Genomic DNA, 226 nt, shown 5'->3' with positions numbered 1-226 from the left:
CCTGCACTTCACCCGCACCGAACAAGGCACGCTGACTGACATCAGCGCCACCGGTGGCACCCGCGTGCACCTGCACTACGACAACCCATTGGGTCGACTCACCGACATCAAACGCGTGGTCGACAACCAGGCTGTCGAAACGCTGACCCAGTACCGCTACGACGAACACGGCCAGCTCAGTGCCGTGGTCAACCGCAACGGCGACACCGTGCGCAGCTTCAGCTAC

Annotated in this window: 1 protein-coding gene; it reads left to right on the top strand. The window is 62.8% G+C overall.

What is annotated here, in order from left to right:
* Positions 1 to 226 (top strand): hypothetical protein (locus tag ACNQPL_RS26750; protein ID WP_416468394.1); only part of this gene is annotated, 226 nt, incomplete at both ends.

Origin of the sequence: Pseudomonas sp. LFS044 (assembly GCF_047978245.1) — a bacterium.
In the GTDB taxonomy this organism is placed as follows: Bacteria; Pseudomonadota; Gammaproteobacteria; order Pseudomonadales; family Pseudomonadaceae; genus Aquipseudomonas.
This window is presented reverse-complemented; position numbering and strand designations above follow the sequence as displayed.